Below are 21,736 nucleotides of genomic sequence, written 5' to 3' on the forward strand. Positions count from 1 at the left end.
TAAACCTATTTAATATTATTGATTTCTCAAAAATTTGCCCTAATTTTCGGGTCGTCTACCATTCTGCATATATCTGTTTAAGGAGAAAGCTATCAATTTTGAATATCCACACAATGAATTACGCTGAACCACAACTCAGAACCATTAATGTGATACGCTACGTAACCCCCTTACGCGAAGGCGGTTCATTGCCTGCCATTGCCGAAGGCGACGATGAGTTTTTGTATGTGCTCAAGTTTCGCGGCGCCGGGCAGGGCGTTAAAGCGCTTATTGCCGAACTTATTGGCGGCGAAATTGCCCGCGCATTGGGTTTAAAAGTACCAGAACTGGTTTTTGCTAACCTTGACCCTGCCTTTGGCCGCTCAGAAGCTGATGAGGAGATACAGGACTTGCTGAAATTTAGCGTGGGGCTTAACCTTGCCCTGCATTACCTTTCGGGTGCTATTACCTATGACCCCGTTGTTAATACGCTTGATGCCAAACTGGCCTCGCAAATAGTATGGCTCGATTGCTTGCTCACCAATGTTGACCGTACACCCCGCAATACCAATATGCTGATGTGGCATAAAGAACTATGGCTTATTGATCATGGCGCGGCACTATACTTTCATCATTCGTGGGATAACTGGGATGAGCAGGCTATGCGCCCTTTTATAAAGGTTAAGGATCATGTATTACTACCCCAGGCCTCGGCACTGGATGAAGTTGATGCAGAATTTTGTTCTATTTTAACTGAAGACCGCATCCGCTCCATTGTTAACCTGATCCCAGATGAATGGCTTATAGACGATTCGGAAAATGGGACACCTGATGAACGCCGGGATGTTTACACCCGTTTTTTAACCACACGCATAGCTGCGTCTGATATATTTGTAAAAGAAGCACAATATGCAAGAGCAATACTTATTTGAGTACGCCGTGATACGCGTTGTACCCAGGGTGGAGCGCGAGGAATTCATAAATATTGGCGTGATCATTTACTGTCCCAAACAGCAGTTCTTAAAAGTACGCTTTATGCTTGACGAGGTCCGCATCAGCGCTTTCGCGCGCGGACTGGATATTGATTGCATCAAAGACAATATCAGCTCCTTCGAAAGGATCTGTCATGGCGATAAACAAGCCGGCCCTATTGCTAAACTGGATATGGCCTCTCGCTTCCGCTGGCTTACGGCTACCCGGAGCACGGTAGTGCAATCGTCAAAAGTACACCCTGGTTTGTGTTTGGATGCTGATGAAACATTGACAAAATTGTTTGAGCAGTTGGTAGGTTAGATTTACGAAGTTTTAAAAACTTCGTAAATCTTTCTATCTCGCTAAGGGGCTTAAACATTTAAAAATTGTCATCCTGAGCATCGCGAAGGATCTAATCGCAATATGCTTAGTGTAGAATAGATCCTTCGTTCCTCAGGATGACAAAGATGTATTAAATCTACTTCGCAACCACTTTTTTCTCTTCCTTCTTCACCGTCCATGGATAGCTGAACGTATACTCTCCTGAGCCGAGCTTTATGGTGGTACCACTTTCGTCTGTGCTTCCGGTAACTGGTTTGCCATCCTGTTTTATATCCTGGCCATTGGCCTGCGGCAGGGTTACATCAGCTGTGGTGTTGGGTGGGATTTTAACGTGCATCTGCATGGTAGCGTCTTTTACTTCCCATGATGACAATACCTGTCCGTACATGGTTTCGAACGTTGCTTTTGTAAAAGTGAATTTGCGGTGCGGCTCGGGTTTTATAATGATGTGTTTATATCCCGGCGCGCCAATCTGCAACCCGGCCATTTGCTGGTACATCCAATCGCCAACTGCTCCATATGAGTAGTGGTTAAAGGAGTTCATGCTTTTATCCTGGAAAGTGCTGTCGGTTTTGATGCCGTCCCAGCGTTCCCAAATGGTGGTGGCACCCATTTTTACAGGGTATAGCCATGAAGGATATGTTTTTTGCAGCAGCAAGTCATAAGCCACATTGCTATAACCATTTTGCGATAGCACCTGGCACAAATACGGCGTGCCCAAAAAGCCGGTAGATAAATGATTTTTACGGCTGCGCACATCCTCCACGAGGTAAGCCGCGGCTTTGGCCTTCAAACTATCAGGCACCAAATCAAACTTTAGGGCCAGCACATACCCGGTTTGCGAATCGGCAAATATGCGACCCGTTGGGGTGATGTAATTATGGATAAAGGCTTTTTTCACCGCCTCATGTATATCGCTGTATTTCTTCTCATCCGCGGTATTACCTAAAACGCCCGCCGCCTGGCTCAATAGTTTTGACGAGTAGGCATAAAACGCGGTGGCTATCAGATCGGGATTGGTATAGCCATTGGGTTCAGAGAAATCATAAATACCCGGACGGTAAAACAACCAGTCGCCAAACAAGCTGCCGCCGTGCCATATGTATTTATCACCCGCCTTTTTAACTATGTAATCCACATAGGCTTTCATACTGGGATATTGGGTCTGCAAAATGTGCTTATCTGCATAAACCTGGTACATTGTCCAGGGTACAATCACGGCTACGTCCCCCCATCCAGCCGATGTGGCCTGACCAGTTGGTAAATTGTCGGGCACCACAAAGGGTATCCCCCCGCCCGGAAACTGGTCGGCAGCTACATCCTTCATCCACTTGGCAAAAAACGGGGCCACTTGCATGTTAAATGCCGCCGTACGCGAAAAAACCTGCGCATCGCCCGTCCAGCCCAAACGTTCGTCGCGTTGCGGACAATCCGTAGGGATGTCTAAAAAGTTACCTTTTTGCCCCCACAGTATATTGTGCTGCAGTTTGTTGATCATGGTATCTGAGCACGCGAACGTACCAGTTACAGGCATATCTGAGTGAACAACTACGGCCGTAAAATTTTCAGGTTCCAGTTCGCCTGGAAAACCTTCAACAGCTATGTATCTGAAACCCATAAAAGTAAAATGCGGTTCAAATACTTCTATACCACCGCCTTTAAGTGTATAGTTGATGGTCGCGGTTGCTGAGCGCAGATTGGCTGTATAAAACTCGCCAAACTTATCCAGTACTTCGGCATGGCGTATGGTAATAGTTTGTCCAGCCTGGCCGCTTACTTTCAGGCGTACCCAACCAGTAAGATTCTGTCCAAAATCAATGATCTGTGTTCCTTTGGGGCTTTTAAATATAGCAATAGGTTTTATCTCCTGAATTTTATGCACGGGGACACTCTCTACCCCCACCAGCATCTTTTTATCATGGGTAACTGTATCAACAGGAACCCAGGCGGCGGCGTTAAAACCTTTGCTGTCCCAGCCGGGTATTTCCTTACGGGCATCATAGTTTTCGCCATCATATATACCATCAAGTGTTATAGGACCGTTTTGCGTACTTTTCCAGGAGCCGTCAGAATTTACGTATTGCACCGTTCCATCGGCATAGGTAATTCGCAACTGGCATAGCAGAGTCAGTTTTTTACCCCAAACGGCCCATTGACTGGCAAAGCCCGTTGTACCACGAAACCAACCATCGCCCAACATAGCACCTATCACGTTATCCCCTTGTTGCAGCATGGTGGTAATATCATAAGCTTGGTATTGCAGTCGTTTTTTATATTCTGTCCAACCGGGGGTAAGGAGTTGGTCGCCTACCCTTTTACCGTTAATACATAGCTCATATAAACCATGCGCGGTAGCATAAACCCTGGCCGATACTATTTTCTTACTAACCGCAAATTGCTTGCGTAGCATTATTGCCGGTATTTTGCGCAACGTATCCTGTTTAGGTTGTACCCAGGTGGCGGTCCAGTCGGCAGGCGAAAGCAGGCCGGTTTCAAAATAAGCAGGTTTGCTCCAGGCTGATGCATGGTTATGATTGTCCCAGACCTTTACCTGCCAGTAGTAACGTGTAGCTGATTTTAATGCAACGCCGTTATAGGTGATCAAAACTGATGAATCGGACTTTACCTTACCTGTATTCCAAACTGTTTTTGACGATGAAAAAGACGCGTCTGTTGCCACCCTGATGTTGTAGGCTTGCTGCAGGGTGTTTCTTTGCGTGGTGCTTATTTTCCAGCTCAGGCGGGGATGTAGTGCATCAATACCTATTGGATTGGTCAGGTATTCGGCGGTTAAACTTTCAACAACAGGAGTTTGCGCCAAGCACATTGCCGGGAAGGTAAGCAAGAGGTAAAGGAATATATTTTTCATGATTTAAATTGGTAAACCAAGTATATCAATTGTATTTTGAAACCGCAACCCCGTCTATCTTCTTGCTAAAACGTGTTAACCTTAATAAGTTATGTTCTTTTGCCTTTTAACATGTCTAAAGAGTAAAAACTATCGCGCCAATAAATACCACCCTGCCTTATTGTTAAAAATGCGGATTTTAAAGTGGTATATACTATAAGAAAGCTGGTAAACGGGATCATCAGGGCATACCACCATTTATTAGGACGAACAGCTACCATGTAAAATATCTGGAACAGAAACACTACTGCTGCCATTAAACGAATTTCGGTTGATCCGAAAATTAACATAGCAGGAATAGGTAACGCAAAACATACCAATACCATCAAAGCATTTATAATTGCATGACCAAGTTTATATTCGACTACCGAGAATGAATTTTTCATAAGCCCGTTACAAAACTCCTTCAGATTTTTGTACCACTCCAAACAGATATATTGCTGACCACCCAATACATCCTGTTTTAAACCAGCCGACTTAATGGTTTGACCGAGCTGCATATCATCATCGGGCCTTAATTTGATACGGGCATGTGTCCCTATTTTTTCATATGCATCGCGCCGCACTAAATTAAATGCACCAATACCCGCAAAGCCTTTTGATTTGGGATCTTTGGCTCCCCAGGGCTTCATGTGCATCATTAATATGATACCGAACGTGCCCAGTACACTGTTTAAAATTACAGATCTGGATATCGCCTCGGGCAGTATGGTTAAATGGTCGAGCTTGTGCTTAACCGCATATCCTAAAGCCTTATTAACGGCATCCCGGTGAAACACGATATCGGCATCAGTAAAAAGCATCCATTCTTCAGAACTGCTTAAATAACCCTGGTACAATGCATTGTTTTTACCCAGCCACTCATCTGGCAAGGTGGTGATTGTAGTAACGGTAAGTTTTGGGTAATGTGCAATAAAACCCTGTAGTATATCTGCAGTACGGTCTGTAGAACGATCATTCACTACGATAATACGATAGTTATTGTAATTGATATTGCAAACGCTTTGCAGGGCATTTTCAAGATAATCCTCCTCGTTACGTACTGCAATAATGATAACTACAGCCGGTTGCGCTTCAATTAGGGGTTGTATTTTCAATTGTTCAATCTTTTTCAGGTTGATGAGCAGGTAAATGATCATGCCTACCCATGAAAAGCTTACCCATATGCTGTAGCAAAAAAAAATCATTGTAATGAGGTTTTGATAAAGGTGAGCAAAATTGCACCTCTTTTCAACTATTTTTTCATTTATAAAAACCTGCTGACATAGGGCTGTCACTTGCCGGTTGTTACTTTGAATCATAAACAAAAACAGTAAACACTTAAAACAATAAAGCCATGTCAATCATCCCTATGTTATTAAAAGAAATGGAGCAGGAAGCTCAAACAACCCGTAAAATGCTGGAACGTGTACCTAATGATAAATATCAATGGCAACCGCACGAAAAAAGCATGACCATACAACGCCTGGCCAACCACATTGCCGAACTGCCTACATGGGTAACCATGACGTTTAACACCAGCGAGCTCGACTTTGATAAAAACCCATATGTTGATAACACCATAAATAATACGGCCGACCTGCTGAATTTTTTTGAAGAATCATTGGAAAGCGGCAAAACAAGTCTGGCCGCGGCAAATGAAGCAGATCTTGAAAAAGAATGGACGCTGCGGAAAGGAGATTACATTATCAGCGTAAGAAGCAAAGGTGATATCATCAGAATGGCTTACTCACAAATTGTGCATCACAGGGCACAATTGGGTGTATACTTGCGCCTGCTTAACGTACCCATTCCGGGTAGTTACGGCCCCAGCGCCGATGAACAAGGTTTTTAATAAATCAATAAAAACACAAAAGCCATTGTCCAACAAATAGGACAATGGCTTTTGTGTTGCACAAATACTAATGTTTGTGCTTTGATAGTTTACCTTCATTAATTTCTTCCAGGAAACCATCTTCATTTATTGCATAACGGGCATATTCAGTATCAGTATCAATTTTATACTTAAACTCAGGTTTTGACCTTTTCCTGAATTTTTTCCGTATAGCTAATAATGGCAGGATAATTACAGCAAGCAGAGCGGTAATTTGTAATAAAATAATATACATAACTTTTTTGATAAAATTTATTTGAAAGCAGCACTAACAAACACTAATAATAAAATGCTTTTATAATCGGTTTATTGTTAGGCAGCCATCAAATAATTATATAGCTAAATATGTGCCATAATTTTTATTGACTTTAATTATTGCTTATATGTTAAGTTTTTAATGATAAATAGTTGATATGATGAGGAGTATGGATCAATATACAAAACTAATCTTGTAAGGTTTTATACAAACGATTAGCGGGAGGCCTAAATAAGCTCTATAGGGAAGGGATACATTTTTATTTTAAAAACCCCTCCAGGAGGGGTTTTTAAAACTATAAGTTATAAAAACTTGTGGCATTATCGCCCCAAAATAACACCTGTTCTGTTGCTGATAGCTTTGCGCAATAATTATTCATCACTTGCATAGTACCTTCATAACCACCGGCAAGCAGGCATACCGGCCAGTCGGAGCCAAACATTACCCGGTTAATACCAAAGGCGTTGAACACTACATCCAAATACGATGTAAAATCTTCGGTTTTCCAGGAATTCCACTTGGCCTCGGTAAGCATCCCTGAAATTTTGCAATGCACATTTTGGTGTTTGGCCAAAGCCTGGATATCCTTTTGCCAGTCGCTTATTTTTTGATCCTTAATATGTGGCTTGGCCAAATGGTCAACCACAAACTGCTGATCAGGAAAGCCCCCGGCCAACTGTACCGCGTAGGGCAAGTGTTCGGGGTATATCAATATATCATACGTATAACCGTGCTTTTGCAGCCGGGCTATGCCCTTTTGAAATTGCGATTGTAACATGTACTGTTTATCGGGCTCCGACTGTAAAATATGCCTAAACCCTTTCAACTTATCATATTGCTTGTAATCCTGTAACCTTTTATCAAGATCATTAGCTTTCAGGTCAACCCAGCCCACCACGCCTTTAACTTCGGGGCTTTCGGCTGCAAGGGCTAATAAAAAACGGGTTTCTTCTTCCGATTGACTGGCTTGTACGGCCACACAACCATCAATGCCGTTTTGCTTTAATACGGGTAACAGATCGGCTGGTAAAAAATCACGTTTTATCACCAGCATTTCATCGTTGATCCAACTATCCCTAACCGGGTCAAATATCCAGAAATGCTGGTGCGCATCAATTTTACGCATAAGCTACAACGTTTTGCTTTGATTCGCCCAATCCATCGATGCCTAATTCAACCACATCACCGGGTTTTAAATAAAATGGAGGTTTCATACCCAGGCCAACACCTGCTGGTGTACCTGTTGATATAATATCACCTGGTAACAGGGTCATGAACTGACTGGTATAGGATATTAAATGTGGCAGATTAAAAATAAAGTTTGAAGTAGTGCCATCCTGCAGGATTTGCCCGTTCACCTTAAGCCACAGGCGCAGGTTATGCGGATCGGCAATTTCATCAGGTGTAGCCAGGAAGGGGCCAAGCGGCGCAAAAGTATCGCAACCTTTTCCTTTATCCCAGGTGCCATTACGCTCTAATTGAAATTCGCGCTCTGATACATCATTATGCAATACATATCCGGCCACGTAATCCATAGCGCTGGCTTCGTCAACATACGATGCTTTTTTGCCGATCACAACGGCCAGTTCCACTTCCCAGTCTGTTTTTACAGAGTTTTTAGGGATCACAATATCATCAAACGGACCAACTATAGCGGTGGTGGCCTTCATGAATATTACCGGCTCAGGTGGCAGCGGTGCATTGGTTTCTTTAGCGTGATCGGCATAGTTTAAGCCAATGCATACAATTTTTGATGGACGCACAATCGGACTGCCCAAACGTACATCAGCAGCAACTTCAGGCAATTGTTTATCTTTTATAAAAGCAGCCAAACGGGCAACACCACCAGTTTCGAAAAACTGTTCGGTATAGTCTTCGCCAAAAGCCGAAACATCGTATTTTTTATCGTTAAGGATCACTCCTGGTTTTTCCTGTCCGTTAGCGCCAAATCGTATAAGCTTCATATTTATGTTTATTGTTTTTTTAAGATTAGTTGTTCAAGGTAATAAATCCGCCATCAATAGGGTAATCGGTACCGGTAATAAATCCGGCCTCGTCTGAGCACAGGTATAATGCCAGCGCCGCTACTTCCTCAGATTTACCCATGCGGCCAATTGGCTGACTTTTGGACAATTTTTCAAAGATCTCGGCTTCCTGCCCGGCATAGTTCTTAGCTATAAACCCATCAACAAAGGGAGTATGGATACGTGCCGGCGAAATACAATTACACCTAATGTTATCATGCAGGTAATCGCGCGCTACCGAAAGCGTCATGGCATGTATTGCGCCCTTGCTTGTAGAGTAGGCAAACCTATCGGTAATACCTACGCTGGCTGCTATGGAAGCTGTATTTAAGATGACACCCCCGCCATTAGCTTTGAACATAGGGATAGCAGCGAAAAGACAGTTATAAGCCCCTTTTACGTTCACGTTAAATACGCGCTCAAAATCTTCAGTGCTGGTATTATCAGCACGACCAATGTGGGCTATGCCCGCATTATTTATCAGGATATCAATTTTACCGATCTTATTAAATGTATCAACTACCTGCTGCTGGTTACTTACATCACAGGCATAGCCTGTTGCTTTTCCGTTGGCGGCTTCGATCTCACTTACGGTTTCGGCCGCGGCTTTGTCATTTAGTTCGATGATGTGTACAGTGGCATCCTGCTGTGCAAACAATACAGACATAGCTTTGCCTATACCGCTGCCGCCGCCTGTAATCACTACCGATTTATTGGTTAATTTAAACATGTTAGCCTCCTCTAAATCTCCCCCTAAAGGGTGAGACTTTTTTGTTTTATTTTAATGTTACTAATTTGTCTTTTCTTAAGCCCTCTCCTGAAGGAGAGAGTTGGGTGAGGCTTCTTTTATAACGATACTCCCCTTTTCCATGGTATAAAATCATCCTGACCTAATTTTACTGCTTTAGGCTCGGCCTCGCCGCTGGCAACCTGTATCACATAGTTTAATATACGCTCGCCAGCTTGCTGAATGGTTTCATCGCCTTCAATAATAGTACCGCAGTTAATGTCGATAATATCGGGCATTTTTTCGAACATGACCGTATTGGTTGATAGTTTTACTACCGGAGTTATCGGGTTACCGGTTGGCGTGCCCAAACCGGTGGTGAACAACACGATATTGGCGCCTGATCCTACTTCGGCGGTAGTGCTTTCTACATCGCTGCCGGGAGTACAAAGCAGGTTTAAACCTGGTTTGGTTACTTTTTCAGGATAATCAAGCACGGCGGCAACTGGTGATGTCCCTCCTTTTTTAGCTGCACCTGCCGATTTAATGGCATCGGTAATTAAACCGTCCCGGATATTTCCGGGTGATGGGTTGGCATAAAATCCTGAGCCATCTGCCTCTGCACGGGCGTTGTAGGTGGTCATTAAATGCATAAAGCGGTTGGCGGTATCCTCGTCAACACAACGGTCGCTTAGTTCCTGCTCCACACCACAAAGTTCAGGGAACTCTGCAAGAATCACTGAGCCGCCCATGGTCACCAGCAGATCAGACACATATCCCAAAGCCGGATTGGCCGAAATGCCTGAAAATCCATCAGACCCACCGCACTCCATACCAATACAAAGTTTTGATAAGGGTGCAGGCTCGCGTTGGGTTTGGTTTGCCTGTACCAAACCGGCAAAAGTTTGCTTCAGTGCTTGTTGTAACAGTTCACTTTCGGTACCTACTTTTTGCTGCTCCAGTACCACTATTGGTTTGCTGAAAGCGGGATCACGTTTGGCTATCTCGGCCTGTAAAATACTTACCTGCGCGTGCTGGCATCCTAAACTTAAAATGGTTGCCCCAGCTACATTTGGATGGGTGATATAACCCGCGATTAAACCGCATAGGGCATCTGAATCATCCTTGGTACCGCCGCAGCCCATGCTATGGTTTAAAAACTTAATACCATCTATATTTTTGAATAAGCGTTTAGAATCCGGCCTTTCGGTGGAAGCCTGAATATCGGCATTCAAAATTTCCTCAACCGATTTACCTGCCTGGTAAAGCTCCATCAGCTGCTCCACGTCACCCTCATAGCTTTTGGCTTTTTTATAACCCAGCTTATCAACCAGGGCTTCTTTTAACACATTGATGTTACGGTTTTCGCAAAATACAAGGGGTACAACTATCCAGTAATTGCTGGTACCCACCGAACCATCGGCACGGTGATAGCCCTTAAATGTTTTGCCTTCGAAATTGCCCGTATCAGGCTGGTGCCATTGCAGTTTACGTTCGCCCAAATGAAAACCGTCTGACGCATGGTGAACATTCTGCGTACTCAACAGGCCACCTTGCGGTATGGTACTTGTTGCTTTACCTACCAATACGCCATACATATAAATTTCGTGACCCGCCGATAGCTCGTTTATGGCAAATTTATGTTTTGCTGCTATACGATCAGCTAAAGCAAAGGTATTGCCCTCAAAGCTTATCATTGTTCCCTGCTCCAGATTTTGCAGGGCTACCAGCACATTATCATGCGGGTGTATCCTTAAAAATGTTTCTTTTTGTGCTGACATTATATCAAGTTCCTTATTCCTTTATCTATATTCTTTATCTAATTATTGAGCGTTAATTCAATAACCGGTATCTCGTAATCGGGCTTTTTGATTGGCAGCGTTAACACCAGATCTTCGGGGTTTGTTGCCGATGGTTTGAACAAAAGCTCTGAATGATCATTTAAAAACTGCGCGTATGATATTTTACCATTGTATCCCGGTAAAACAATTGAGCCTGTATTGGGATAGTTATACAAATGTACGTATAAACGTTTGGTTGCTTTATTATAGGTAAGTTTTGAGCTATCGGGTTTTTTATAAGTATCAGGCGCGTAGGTACAGTTATAAATAGCGTTGCTGTTGGCATGCATCCAATGGCTCAGGCTATCCAGGGCACGGGTGGCACGAAAATCAAATTCGCCGCGGGCTGTTGGGCCAACATTCAGGATCAGGTTACCGCCGTTACTTGCCGAAGTAATTAACAGATCAAGTAGCTGACGATGTGTTTTCCAGGTATTTTCATCACGATAGTATCCCCATGAACCTGAAAAGGTTTGGCAGGTTTCCCATGTTTTGCCCCGATATTTTAATAGTTCGGCGGTGCTTACCTGCTCAGGGGTCTCAAAATCTGCTCCGTCCTTATATTCTTCCAGGTTAAGTCTGTTATCTACAATAATACCTGGCTGTAGTTTCCTGATCAATTTTAACAGTTCAACTGATCCCCATTCGTCCTTGCCTTTTCCATGACCATCTTTACGAGGGAATGAAAAATCAAGCCATAGGATATCTATTTTCCCATATTTGGTCAATAGCTCCGTGATTTGGTTGCGCATGTACTGACGATATTTGGCCATATCACGACTTTTATTCAAAGCGGCATAAGAGGCATCGCTTTTATCTTTTGGCGATTGCGGATGAATTTCGTCAATGGTATAATCAGGGTGGTGCCAATCGAGCAGGGAATAATAAAACCCAACCTTTAGGCCCTGCCCGCGGAAAGCGTTCACATACTCGCGTACCAGGTCGCGTTTGGCTTTGGTATTGGGAGCTTTGTAATCGGTAAATTTCGAATCGAACAAACAAAAACCTTCATGGTGTTTGGTGGTCAATACCGCGTATTTCATACCCGCGGCTTTAGCTTGTTTCGCCCATTTTTGCGGATCGAACATATCGGGGTTAAACTGATCGAAATATTTTTGATAACCCGCATTATCAATCTTTTCATTATGCTTTACCCACTCGTGCCTGGCCGCTCCCGAGTACAAGCCCCAGTGAATAAACATGCCGAAGCGGTCGTCTTTCCACCACTCCATACGTTTTTCTTTTTGGGCATCGGTTTCGTTGCCTATCATTTTTTGTGCAGATACCTGTGAGACGGTTAAAAGCACCAGCGCTAATAGTAATTGTGTTCTTCTAAGCATAATTATTTATTTAGTTGGCATTGGTTACAAGGCAAATATTTTATTCATCAAAACCCACTTTTCGCCCTTCAGGGCGCCTTTTACAGGTTGTTGGTATTTCCACATCAGGGTTTCCCATTCCTGCACTTTGGGGTTGGCGTCATCCACAGCGGCTTTTTCTTCAAAGCTGAAGCTGTCGTCAGTTTCCATGATCATAAATAAACGCACATCAAAACGGTAAATCTCCATATGGGTGATGCCCGAGTCGACGATGCTTTTACGGATCTCGGGCCATATGGCTTCATGATACTTTTCGTATTCGGCAATCAAACCTTCGTCATCAACTAAATCAAGCGCTAAGCAATATCTGTGGCCCATAAATATGTTATAAATCAGGTGGTATTGGTAGTACAAAGAAATAAGGTTTGCTGTAAAATAGTTATCAGAAAATCGTCAAAGTGTTCAGCTTTTTTGGCATGGGAGCCTCACCCCGGCCCTCTCCAAAGGAGAGGGAGTTAAAAAAAGCAACCGTTTGACTCCTCCCCGTCGCTCGTGGTGTGAGCCTCGCCGAAAGCAGGTTGATATTTAAAATCTCCGTTAACTAAGCCTTTTCCAATAAACCATAGTCCCGGTTAAGCCACCATGGGGTTTTAATGCAAAATCAGGGATCACACCGGTGAGGGTGAAACCCAGCTTTTCGTAAAGTGCGGATGCTCCATCTTCTTCCGCGGTATCAAGAACCAGTAGGGTTTTCTTTTGCTCAATGGCTAAACGTTCTGCAACTTGCATCAGCGCTTTGGCAATGCCCCTGCCCCGATAGCTGATGCGGGTCATCATTTTGGCTATTTCGGCCCGGTGCGGCTGGTTGGGTGGGAGGCTAAGCAGCAGCGTTACAGTCCCTGCAAGGATATCGCCATCAAATGCGCCCAGCACTATGCGTTCACCTTTTTCGGCAGCAGCAAGCGAGCCATCCCAAAAGGCATTGGCCTCCTCTAATGCCAGCGGGTGCATGAAACTAACCGATCCACCGTTAGCTACTACTTCAACCAGTATTTCGCTCAACACCTCACGGGTTTGTAGTGTGTTATTTAAGGGTTCAATTTTGATAGATGACATAATTATTCGATATCATTCATTCCTCAACGATGAAGTAGGATTTGCCAACGCCGCCCTAAATGTTAAATAGAACGTAGTTGCTACCGCGATGCTTATTAAAGCAAATACTGGCAGCACAAACTGCCACCAGGTTAGTGTTACCCTAAACGCGTAATTATTAAGCCATTGGTTAATAAATATGTACGCAACAGGCAAGGCAAACAGGCTTGATATCAGTATAAGCTTCACCACATCCCAGGTAAGCAGGGAAATGATATTTTGTACCGATGCGCCCAAAACTTTGCGTACGCCTATTTCTTTGGTGCGGCGGGCCGCAGAGTAGGCGGTTAAGCCAAAAAGACCAATACAAGCTATAAATATAGCCAGTGATGAGAACAGGGTAAACACATGGCCGAACTGGGTTTCCTGGCTATACTGTCGGTTATAAAAATCGTCAAGGAAAAAGAAATCAAATGACGATTCGGGAAAGTTGTTATCCCAGGTACCTTTAATGTTGTTCACCATTTGGGCCATGTTATGCTGGCTTACTTTAACCGAAAAATAATCGGCCGGGATCCATGACAAACCGGGGTCCATGAACAATATTACCGGGGTATATTTTTGTTGCAGCGATTGCTGGTGATAATCCTTTATCACACCAATGATCTCATTTGGCCGTTTTTCTAAAGTTTCGATCCATATTTTTTTACCGATGGCATCCTGCGGGGAGTTAAAACCAAACTGTTTTACTGCCGATTCATTAAGCACCATTCCGGTTGAATCCGCAGGGCGACTTTTATCAAAGGCCCTGCCTGCAACCAGTTGCATATTATAGGCCTGCATAAAATCATGATCAACCCGCAGCATTTCATAGGTGCGCTCCTCTGATTTTGGCGCACCAAAACGCCGGTTGGCTAAAAATTTGCCCACCTCCTTACCTGGTACCGCACCCGACAATGTAACCACTTTTACACCGGGAAACGCCAGCAGCGTATTTTTAAAGCTATTGGTTTTTTGCGCGTAATTGCTGGTATTTACCGGTGTTTTTATAACGATGGTTTGGTTAATATTTACCCCGGTACTTTGGCTGCTCATATAAACAATTTGCCTATAAACCGCAAAGGTACCGGCAATAAGCAGTACAGATGCCATAAACTGAAAAGCCACCATCACCCTGCGCAACAACACCCCGCTTTTTGAAAACGCGAATCGCCCTTTAAGCACCGCTATAGGTTTTAAGCGGGCCAGCACTGTAGCCGGGTAAATGCCCGATATTAAAATACAGCCTAAAAACACAGCACTTATTTTTAATAATAATGCGCCATCAAACAACAGTCCATAAGTATTGCTATCATATAAATAATGCAGCGGGCCATAGCGGGCACCCATCACCGGTATAATGGCCGCAAACAGGGCAGCTATGTTGATAATGAAAGACTCCATCAGGAACTGGAGAATAAGTTGTGATGCGTGCGCCCCGCTTACTTTGCGGATACCTACCTCACGAGCCCGGTCGACTGATTTGGTTGTGGCCAGGTTAATATAATTGATACAGGCTATAAGCAGGATGATATAAGCTATTACATTTAAAAAATTAACCGCGAAGCGGTTGCCTTTAACCTCAACTTCATTTGGTTTTGCCGGGTTTAAGTGAATATCGGTAAGTGGTACCAATTGGATACCCCATTTCAGGTCTTTTAGCGACGGGCCGGTTTTATACCTTTCCGCAAGTGCCGGAAATTTAGCTTCTACCGCCAAAGCACTGGCCCCGGGGTTAAGCTTTACAAAAGTGTAGTTTTCGTGCTGATACCAAAAATCTTTCAAAAACTTTGGTGTGGTAGCCCATGATATCAAAAAACTAAACTGCATAGTGGAGTTAGCCGGGATATCTTTAAACACACCGGTAACCATGCAATGGTAACTATCGCTCAGGGTAGTTATATCCAGGAACTTGCCCACAGGATCGGCATTGCCAAAATATTTTTTTGCTGCCGATTGCGAAATCACCATGGTATTTACCTCTTTAAGCACCGTTAAGGGGTCGCCCTTTACCAGCGGATAGGCAAAAAAACTAAAGAAGTTACTGTCGGCAAAGCAAACATGTGTTTCACGGTATTTGGTGTTGTTATATTTCACCACCCTTTCTGAATTGCTCCAGTTAATACGGGCGTATGAGGCAATTTCGGGCAGGTTGGCTTTCATGGCTGTAGCATAACCATTGGTGCTGGTGGGCCAGCTATCGGTAAGGTTATTTCCACGGTAAAACTGACTCTCAACACGATAAATGTGAGCTGCATCTGGGTGGATGCGGTCAAAGCTTTTTTCAAAATTCACAAACGCGGTAATGAGTATAAAAGCCGCCATACCCAGTGCCAAACCGGTTACATTAATAAAAGTGTATATTTTGTTTTTTACCAGGTTGCGGTAAGTAACCAGTAGGATGTTACGAATCATAAAGTGCAAAGGTTGAATGCTAAATATAAGGTTTTTTGGTAAAGTTCAATCCCGTTCATTGCCGCGGGTGTTACAAAATAACGGGCGCGGCATTGGTGCAAAATAATCTCATTAGGAACAAGTAAAACAAAGGCTGTCATGCTGAGCCTGTCGAAGCATGGTGGGGTGGCCTCTGCGCACGATGCTTCGACATGCTCAGCATGACAGGCCAACTTTTTTCATGCATGTTCGATACTTATAATACTTTTTAAGCCCTCTCCTTTCCAGGAGTTTAAATCAGGCATTCAATTCTTGGTAAACTCCTTTTGATACATGAGCGGACTTTTGCCGGTTACCTGTTTAAAATGTTTATGAAAGGTCGAAAAGTTATTGAATCCACTATCGTAACACAATTGCTTAATGTTCAGCTTGTCTTCAATCAATAGTTTGCAGGCATAGCCCACCTTGATCTCAATAATGAACTGCGAATACGTTTTGCGGGTTTTGGATTTAAAGTACCGGCAAAATGAGTTGGAACTTACCCCGGCTATTTCGGCTATTTCGTCCAGGTATATCTTTTTCCTGAAATTACGTACCGAGTATTCATAAATATTATTCAGCCTGTCGTTCTCTGATTCGTTATGGTCATATTTAAAACCAATGGATGTAAGGTAGTTTACCGGGTTGGTAGTGGCCACGGTATTGAGGGCCTTAAGCAGCATGATGATCCTGTCGGCGCCATCAGTATTCAGCATAGCCGCCAGCAGATCGGCTACTTTATCTTTAGTGCCGCCTGTTATTTGCAAGCCCCTTTTTGACCGTTCCAGTAAAACTTTTATCAGTTTATTTTCCGGCAGTTGTAAAAACTGGTCGCCCCAAAAGTTTTCGCAAAAATGCACCACGATCATCTCCACCTTTACATTTTCGTCGTGATGAAAATAAGCATCATCAAAACGCCAGTAGTGTGGCAGGTTTGATCCAACCAGGGTCATATCACCGGCTTTAAACTGCTTAATACTATCACCAATAAACTGTGTCCCGCTGCCTTTTTTAAAATATATCAGTTCAAGCTCAGGATGGCAATGCCACCTGTTATTTATATCGGGCAACACATCATGCCTTACGCTAAATGAGTGCGCAGGGCCCGAAGAAACTTTTAGTAAAAGAGGTTTCATTCAACTTAATTTACAATTGAAGGGGTAAATGTATATAAAAAATGTAAAAATAGCTCATTTTTAATTCTGATGATCATTGTAAAATGATTGTTATTATTATTTTAATATCTTGCCGCCGATTTCAAACCTAAACCAATCTGAATGAAACACTTTTACAAATTATTATTACCTGCTCTATTATTACCTTTTTTTTCTTACGCCCAAAGCAATTATAAACCAGGCTACGCTATAACCGTTAAAGGCGATACTTTACGCGGCTTTATTGACATGCGCGAATGGGCAACCAATCCACGGAAAATTAATTTCAAAACAACCGCTGATGGAAACAATACCCATAGCCTTGGACCCGCTGATATTTCATTTTTTGATGTAACCGGCTTTGAGTCCTATCAGCGACATATTGGAACACTTAATATCGACCGTGTCAATGTAAATTCAATGACCGTTGGCCGCGATACCAGCACTATTACCGATTCTTTATTTTTGAAAGTTATTCAGAAAGGTAAAAGCATAACGCTTTACGAATATTTCGAGGGCTCAAAGAACCACTTTTTTGTGTCAGAAAACACAGACAATAAACCCATTGAGTTGGTTTATCGACTATATGACGATGGCGGAAAAACTGTAAACGAAAATGGATACATGCGCCAGTTGTATGCACTGGCCATAAAATATAATGTTGACAACGAGGTCTTAAAAATACAAACCGAAAGGGCCGATTATAAACTTTCTGATATAGAGCTCATAACAGGCATTATTAACCGTATTAGTAAAAAGGAAATTAAAAAGGCTTCTCCGCTTAATAAAGGCACTATATTTTTTGTGGGCATTGGTGTAAATGTCGGAATAATAAAAACCGAAAGCTTAATTTCTTCAACAACTTACACTTACTCAACATCGGTGCTTCCAAGGATAGCAGCCGGGCTCAACGTATTAGCCAATCCAAATGTAGGCAGGTTTATATTCAGGATTGAAGCCGCTTTTTGGGCTAACAGGATTAATGCAAGTGTACCACTAAATGGAGCCACTTATAATTACAAGTTAGACCAATATACCTTATCAATAATACCCCAGCTGTTATATAATTTTTATAATACCGACCATCTTAAGTTTTATGGTGCCGCGGGTGCTTCGTTAAACATATCCCGATATAAAGATAATTACGTTACCATTAATTATGACAATAAGGTAAGTGCTGCACATGCTGATCCGAAAGTTACTAAAGGGTGGACTTCATTTCCGCTAAAAGTTGGTATAGTACTTAATAAAAAATATGACCTTTTTGTATCATACAGCGCTTCGGCCCCTTTTACAGACGCCGCGGAATATGATATAGTGGCCAGCAGCATTCAGGCAGGCTTAAATTATTCGTTTTAATAATAAAACAACCTGGAACCGGCTACAAATGTGCTATTGTGTTGATCAATATCAGGGCAAACATTCATTATAATTTTTTGTAGCTAAGGCCACTTTATTAGAGGCAAAAAAAAGTATATTTTTTTTCACAATCGATTGAGTGATTTAAAAGCAATAGTTTATATTTGTTAGTGTTCAATACACACTCAACCTAATTTAAACTATTGCTTTTATTGTTTTAAACCTAAATAAACGGGGTTAAACGCCTTATGAACAGAATTTGGCACGCGTTACGTGTAGCTTTTTATTATTTCGTTATATTTAGTAAATGCAGCATCAATCGTTAGCAAATGCGCTTTCGCTCTGGAACAATAATCTGATATAAAAACTGAAAATTATCAAACTTAAATGACGCAATCTACGTATATCAACTAAATAAAAAAGCGTTCCGGTATCTCACCCCCGGAACGCCCGGTTATTGAATAAATCAATAACATCAACTAAATCCAGATCAACCTCATGTTTGATCTATCTCACCACCTTTCTCAGGGATGGTAAGGTCTTAAATATTTTTCAAGGCTTTATCAGTCTTAAAACGGTGGCGGTCCTCCGGGGCCGCCGCCAGGTGGTGGTCCGCCTGGCCCCCCTGGTCCTCCCATGGTTGGCCTTTTTCCGGCAAATTTCTGTAGTTTAAGTGTAAATGTAAGCAGGTAGTATCGCCCTAAACGGTTCGAATTAGTTTGTGTTACATAGCTTCCGCTTTGGGTACTGGTATAACCGGTATTCTGGTTAAATACATCCATTGCTGATAAACGGAGCGTACCAATGTTTTGTTTTAAAAACCTGCGTTCTATATAGGTATTCAGTATGTTAGGGTTGGTAGCACCGGTATAACCATAGTACAATACTTTGGAGTAATCGTAGCTCAGAGTCCAGTTTTTCCATACATAGTTTTTACCATTAAGCCCCAGATTAAGCATCCTGAAATTATTATTGATGTTGGCCTGGCTTACGGAGTTATTTGATTTGTTAATGCTGTAGGAGGTACTGGCCTCCGCATCAATAACATCAGCAATGCTAACGCGAAAGCGTACGCCTTGCGATAGCACCAGGTTTTTGGCGATGTTTTTCTCTGTAGTCATTTGATAGGTATCAGCATCTACGTTAGATATATATGAGACGTTGTTATTGTACGAAATGTTACCAATAAAAAATAAATTATACTTTCTTTTTTCCCAGGGCTTTGCAAACACATAAAAACCCGAAGCCGAATAATAGCCATCTGCATTTAAATACTGTGTTAATATACTACCGGCCAGCTTGCTATCAGGCGCGTAAACTTTTGGGTAGTTAATGGTATTGGCCACAATTTTATTATCGGTTTTGGTGAACGAAAAATTACTGAAAAACACGTTCCCGGTTTCGAAATTGAACTTATTATACTTGATAGAAAGGTTATTATTAAACTCCGGTTTCAGATCAGGGTTACCCTGTACCGGGTATGATGCGTTCGAAAAATCGGTCACCGGCTGCAGCTCGGTATAGGTTGGCGGGCTGCTGCTGCCGTTATAATTAAAGCTTAATGACTGATTGCGCGAAAAATTATAAATGAACCTTGCCGTAGGCGCAAAATTAAACATGCTGATATTGGTTGACGTCCCTGCCATTGACGATTGGCCCTTTAAAACCGATGGCTGGGCCACCACACCTAAGGTATAATTATACTTTTTGGCAATAAAACGATAGTTAAGCCCAAAGCGATTGGTGATGAAGGTGGAGTTATAGTTATTGCTCAACAGATCATACGGCTCACGATTGCCATTATCGGCCAGTGTATCTGTCAGTTTATCGGCAGTGGTATAGGCATAATGATAGGCATAGTTCAGTTCCAGATACCCCCTTTTGCTTACCGGTTCTAAAAACGATAAAGTGGTACCAATACTATCGGTACGGCTATCGGTATTAATGAACTGGTTAAGCGGCGCGTTTGCGGCTCCTTCAATATAAGTATAAACCGGGTTTTGGTATTTGTTAATGCTGTAACTGCCGGCACCCACATTTAAACTCAAATTACGCCCGTGACCGTTAAACCGGTGGTTAAATAATATGTTGGCCCCGTAATTTGGTTCAGACGAATTACTCAGGGTATTAAAATTATAATTGGAGATTGTTTCGGCATTATTGATGAGGCTGTTGCTGCCTGCCTGCGTGCTATTTACTTTGGCGTAGGCAAATGATGGGGTTATCTTTACATAATTAACTGTATCGGGCTTGTATTCTATATTAAAATTAAAGCGGTGATTCAGGTTTTCATCATTTTGCGAACTGTTTTGCGTACTGGTGCTTGGGTTGCTGGGCGACAGGTTATTTTGAATAGTATTGCTCAATGTAAAAACCGAATTATCGGCAAAACTATAACTACCATAGGCCGTTATTTTTTTACTCCAGCTATCGCGGTAATTAAATCCAAATGAGCGGGCAGTGGTTATACCATTGGTTGAGGAACTATTCCTTCCTCCGGGTGGCCCACCAGGACCACCACCCCGTGGACCACCGGCACCAAAGCTAAACAGGTTGGTATTGGTGTTATTTAAATTGCCCAAAAAGGCCAACTGCCTATCGCCACTAAAACTGAACACGTTTGCCTGGGCCACATAGCGGTTCCCTTCTTTATCGCTGGCTATGCCGGGTATGGCATCCTTGCCTCCGCCCACACTGGCCTGGCCAAAGTAACCGTAGTTTTTACTCTGTTTTATGGTAATGTTTAAAACCTTATCAGGCTCACCGGTTTTTACACCCGTTAAATTAGCCTGATCGCCATAATCATCAATGATCTGTATATTTTGTACAATATCGGCAGGTAAATTCTTCGTGGCTGTTTTCAAATCTCCCCCAAAAAAGTCCTTACCGTTCACCCTTACTTTGGTTACGCTTTTGCCTTGCGCGGTTACATTTCCATCTTTATCAACGTCAACACCAGGCAGTTTTTTCAAAACATCCTCAACAGGTGCATTATCACGTACTTTGTAAGCATCGGCATTAAATTCAATGGTGTCTTCCTTTAACTTTACCGGGTTTACATCGGCAATAGTAACTGTGTTTAACATGTAAGTTTCGGTTTTCAGGATGATGGGTGCCAGCGTTACGGGCTTATTATCGGCATTTAAAATAAACCTGCGTTTTAAGGCTCTGTAACCTATTGATCTTACAACCAAACTAAACTGGTTGGCCTTTACCGGGTTAAAAACAAAACCACCTTTAGCATTGGTAATTACGGTGGTACTGTCTGTACCGGTTAGCAATTGTACAGTGGTGCCGGGCAAAGTAACCCCGGTTGAATCCTGCACCGTTCCGCTAACCTCACGACCGCTTTGGGCGTAGGTATTAAGGTTAAGCAAAAATGCAGCGGCTATGAGTACGTATAGAAATTTCATTT

At 42.7% G+C, this 21,736-nt stretch carries 17 protein-coding genes; 4 read left to right on the top strand and 13 right to left on the bottom strand.

Translation table 11 applies throughout. The features are described from left to right. Positions 1 to 113 precede the first annotated feature (113 nt). Positions 114 to 911 carry a HipA family kinase gene (locus M2273_RS15330; RefSeq protein ID WP_429398303.1) on the top strand — a complete coding sequence of 266 codons (798 nt, stop codon included), beginning with the start codon at positions 114 to 116 and terminating at the stop codon, positions 909 to 911. Further along, on the top strand, positions 889 to 1,272 hold the full coding sequence (locus tag M2273_RS15335; protein WP_429398305.1) for a DUF3037 domain-containing protein: 384 nt from the start codon (positions 889 to 891) through the stop codon (positions 1,270 to 1,272). The genes M2273_RS15330 and M2273_RS15335 overlap by 23 nt, the downstream gene beginning before the upstream one ends. A 157-nt stretch (positions 1,273 to 1,429) precedes the next feature. On the opposite strand, the gene M2273_RS15340 is transcribed toward M2273_RS15335, so the two are convergent. Next, the gene (locus M2273_RS15340) at positions 1,430 to 4,162 is read right to left on the bottom strand and encodes a glycoside hydrolase family 78 protein (RefSeq protein ID WP_429398307.1); all 2,733 of its coding nucleotides are present in this window, start codon (positions 4,160 to 4,162) and stop codon (positions 1,430 to 1,432) included. A gap of 89 nt (positions 4,163 to 4,251) precedes the next feature. Then, positions 4,252 to 5,388 carry a glycosyltransferase gene (locus tag M2273_RS15345; protein WP_429398309.1) on the bottom strand — a complete coding sequence of 379 codons (1,137 nt, stop codon included), beginning with the start codon at positions 5,386 to 5,388 and terminating at the stop codon, positions 4,252 to 4,254. Positions 5,389 to 5,537: 149 nt separating this feature from the next. Between M2273_RS15345 and M2273_RS15350 the strand changes: the two genes are divergently transcribed. Further along, complete coding sequence (locus M2273_RS15350) at positions 5,538 to 6,035, top strand: DinB family protein (protein WP_429398310.1); 498 nt, start codon at positions 5,538 to 5,540, stop codon at positions 6,033 to 6,035. Positions 6,036 to 6,102: 67 nt separating this feature from the next. Here the strand turns inward: M2273_RS15350 and M2273_RS15355 are convergent, their stop codons facing one another. From M2273_RS15355 to M2273_RS15400, 10 genes are all read right to left on the bottom strand, one after another. After that, positions 6,103 to 6,309: a hypothetical protein gene (locus M2273_RS15355; RefSeq protein ID WP_429398311.1), complete on the bottom strand. Its 207-nt coding sequence runs from the start codon at positions 6,307 to 6,309 to the stop codon at positions 6,103 to 6,105. 316 nt (positions 6,310 to 6,625) lie between these two features. Next, the gene (locus tag M2273_RS15360; RefSeq protein ID WP_429398312.1) at positions 6,626 to 7,456 is read right to left on the bottom strand and encodes an amidohydrolase family protein; all 831 of its coding nucleotides are present in this window, start codon (positions 7,454 to 7,456) and stop codon (positions 6,626 to 6,628) included. Beyond that, complete coding sequence (locus tag M2273_RS15365; RefSeq protein WP_429398314.1) at positions 7,449 to 8,294, bottom strand: fumarylacetoacetate hydrolase family protein; 846 nt, start codon at positions 8,292 to 8,294, stop codon at positions 7,449 to 7,451. Before M2273_RS15365 ends, M2273_RS15360 begins: the two co-directional genes overlap by 8 nt. Before the next feature lie 25 nt (positions 8,295 to 8,319). Beyond that, positions 8,320 to 9,084, bottom strand: a complete 765-nt coding sequence (locus M2273_RS15370) for an SDR family NAD(P)-dependent oxidoreductase (RefSeq protein ID WP_429398316.1) — start codon at positions 9,082 to 9,084, stop codon at positions 8,320 to 8,322. A 116-nt stretch (positions 9,085 to 9,200) separates the two neighbouring features. Further along, complete coding sequence (locus M2273_RS15375; protein ID WP_429398318.1) at positions 9,201 to 10,862, bottom strand: UxaA family hydrolase; 1,662 nt, start codon at positions 10,860 to 10,862, stop codon at positions 9,201 to 9,203. A gap of 38 nt (positions 10,863 to 10,900) precedes the next feature. Then, the gene (locus tag M2273_RS15380) at positions 10,901 to 12,262 is read right to left on the bottom strand and encodes an alpha-L-fucosidase (RefSeq protein ID WP_429398320.1); all 1,362 of its coding nucleotides are present in this window, start codon (positions 12,260 to 12,262) and stop codon (positions 10,901 to 10,903) included. 24 nt (positions 12,263 to 12,286) lie between these two features. Then, complete coding sequence (locus M2273_RS15385) at positions 12,287 to 12,619, bottom strand: L-rhamnose mutarotase (RefSeq protein WP_429398322.1); 333 nt, start codon at positions 12,617 to 12,619, stop codon at positions 12,287 to 12,289. A 219-nt stretch (positions 12,620 to 12,838) separates the two neighbouring features. Then, positions 12,839 to 13,357, bottom strand: coding sequence for an N-acetyltransferase family protein (locus M2273_RS15390; RefSeq protein ID WP_429398324.1), 519 nt, complete (start codon positions 13,355 to 13,357; stop codon positions 12,839 to 12,841). Positions 13,358 to 13,369: 12 nt separating this feature from the next. Further along, positions 13,370 to 15,790 carry an ABC transporter permease gene (locus tag M2273_RS15395; protein WP_429398326.1) on the bottom strand — a complete coding sequence of 807 codons (2,421 nt, stop codon included), beginning with the start codon at positions 15,788 to 15,790 and terminating at the stop codon, positions 13,370 to 13,372. Positions 15,791 to 16,074: 284 nt separating this feature from the next. Further along, positions 16,075 to 16,944: an AraC family transcriptional regulator gene (locus tag M2273_RS15400; protein WP_429398328.1), complete on the bottom strand. Its 870-nt coding sequence runs from the start codon at positions 16,942 to 16,944 to the stop codon at positions 16,075 to 16,077. A 141-nt stretch (positions 16,945 to 17,085) separates the two neighbouring features. On the opposite strand from M2273_RS15400, the gene M2273_RS15405 reads away from it, so the two are divergent. After that, positions 17,086 to 18,321, top strand: coding sequence for an outer membrane protein (locus tag M2273_RS15405; protein ID WP_429398330.1), 1,236 nt, complete (start codon positions 17,086 to 17,088; stop codon positions 18,319 to 18,321). 569 nt (positions 18,322 to 18,890) lie between these two features. Here the strand turns inward: M2273_RS15405 and M2273_RS15410 are convergent. After that, positions 18,891 to 21,734 (bottom strand): TonB-dependent receptor, encoded by a 2,844-nt coding sequence (locus tag M2273_RS15410; RefSeq protein ID WP_429398332.1) that lies wholly within the window; start codon positions 21,732 to 21,734, stop codon positions 18,891 to 18,893. Between the last annotated feature and the right edge of the window lie 2 nt (positions 21,735 to 21,736).

Origin of the sequence: Mucilaginibacter lappiensis, from assembly GCF_050433765.1 — a bacterium.
In the GTDB taxonomy this organism is placed as follows: Bacteria; Bacteroidota; Bacteroidia; order Sphingobacteriales; family Sphingobacteriaceae; genus Mucilaginibacter; species Mucilaginibacter lappiensis_A.

Bases quoted from the DNA above. Each gene is read 5' to 3' on its own strand.
- M2273_RS15330 (WP_429398303.1), top strand. From the start codon at position 114: ATGAATTACGCTGAACCACAACTCAGAACCATTAATGTGATACGCTAC.
- M2273_RS15335 (WP_429398305.1), top strand. From the start codon at position 889: ATGCAAGAGCAATACTTATTTGAGTACGCCGTGATACGCGTTGTACCC.
- M2273_RS15340 (WP_429398307.1), bottom strand. From the start codon at position 4,162: ATGAAAAATATATTCCTTTACCTCTTGCTTACCTTCCCGGCAATGTGC.
- M2273_RS15345 (WP_429398309.1), bottom strand. From the start codon at position 5,388: ATGATTTTTTTTTGCTACAGCATATGGGTAAGCTTTTCATGGGTAGGC.
- M2273_RS15350 (WP_429398310.1), top strand. From the start codon at position 5,538: ATGTCAATCATCCCTATGTTATTAAAAGAAATGGAGCAGGAAGCTCAA.
- M2273_RS15355 (WP_429398311.1), bottom strand. From the start codon at position 6,309: ATGTATATTATTTTATTACAAATTACCGCTCTGCTTGCTGTAATTATC.
- M2273_RS15360 (WP_429398312.1), bottom strand. From the start codon at position 7,456: ATGCGTAAAATTGATGCGCACCAGCATTTCTGGATATTTGACCCGGTT.
- M2273_RS15365 (WP_429398314.1), bottom strand. From the start codon at position 8,294: ATGAAGCTTATACGATTTGGCGCTAACGGACAGGAAAAACCAGGAGTG.
- M2273_RS15370 (WP_429398316.1), bottom strand. From the start codon at position 9,084: ATGTTTAAATTAACCAATAAATCGGTAGTGATTACAGGCGGCGGCAGC.
- M2273_RS15375 (WP_429398318.1), bottom strand. From the start codon at position 10,862: ATGTCAGCACAAAAAGAAACATTTTTAAGGATACACCCGCATGATAAT.
- M2273_RS15380 (WP_429398320.1), bottom strand. From the start codon at position 12,262: ATGCTTAGAAGAACACAATTACTATTAGCGCTGGTGCTTTTAACCGTC.
- M2273_RS15385 (WP_429398322.1), bottom strand. From the start codon at position 12,619: ATGGGCCACAGATATTGCTTAGCGCTTGATTTAGTTGATGACGAAGGT.
- M2273_RS15390 (WP_429398324.1), bottom strand. From the start codon at position 13,357: ATGTCATCTATCAAAATTGAACCCTTAAATAACACACTACAAACCCGT.
- M2273_RS15395 (WP_429398326.1), bottom strand. From the start codon at position 15,790: ATGATTCGTAACATCCTACTGGTTACTTACCGCAACCTGGTAAAAAAC.
- M2273_RS15400 (WP_429398328.1), bottom strand. From the start codon at position 16,944: ATGAAACCTCTTTTACTAAAAGTTTCTTCGGGCCCTGCGCACTCATTT.
- M2273_RS15405 (WP_429398330.1), top strand. From the start codon at position 17,086: ATGAAACACTTTTACAAATTATTATTACCTGCTCTATTATTACCTTTT.
- M2273_RS15410 (WP_429398332.1), bottom strand. From the start codon at position 21,734: ATGAAATTTCTATACGTACTCATAGCCGCTGCATTTTTGCTTAACCTT.